Origin of the sequence: Rheinheimera riviphila (assembly GCF_004005945.1) — a bacterium.
Taxonomy (GTDB): domain Bacteria; phylum Pseudomonadota; class Gammaproteobacteria; order Enterobacterales; family Alteromonadaceae; genus Pararheinheimera; species Pararheinheimera riviphila.
This window is the reverse complement of sequence record NZ_SACS01000052.1, coordinates 1-516: the sequence shown is the minus strand read 5'-3', so window position 1 is coordinate 516 and position 516 is coordinate 1. Positions and strand designations below refer to the sequence as shown.

The window sequence follows — 516 nt, the reverse complement described above, 5'->3', positions numbered from 1 at the left end:
AGCCGCGCGCTTCGCGATGCAGGATCTTATTCGCGATGGCGTGATTGTCGGCCTGCGCAATGGCACACAGGCGCTGCTCAAGAACGCGGGCGACCTCGAAAAGGGCTTGGCCAAGGCGCTCAAGTTCGAGGGCGTATTCCGCGACCTGCGCAAGATCAAAGACCCGGTAGGCGCTGCGATCGACGACTTGAACCGTGAGTTCCAATCGCTCATCAAGATCTTCAAGGAAGCGGGCGCCACCACCGAGGAAACCGCGCAGCTTGAAGAACTGTACAACATCAAGCGCAAGGCGGCGGTCGAGGATGCGATGCAATCGCTCACCGGCAGCCTCAGTGACCTGTATAAGAACCTGACGATTGGCGATTCCGGCTATTCGCTGCGCACGCGGCTGGAGAATGCCAGGGCGGACTATGACCCGCTGGCGGCGCGCGTCGCGGCTGGCGACACCACAGCCTATGACGACTTCGCCAATGCCGCGCAGACGCTGATCGACCTCCAGCGCGAATACAGCGGCTC

Annotated in this window: 1 protein-coding gene; it reads left to right on the top strand. The window is 61.6% G+C overall.

Annotated elements, in window-relative coordinates:
• A partial coding sequence (locus EOE67_RS20610) for a hypothetical protein (protein WP_206099684.1) occupies positions 1–516 on the top strand: 516 nt, incomplete at both ends.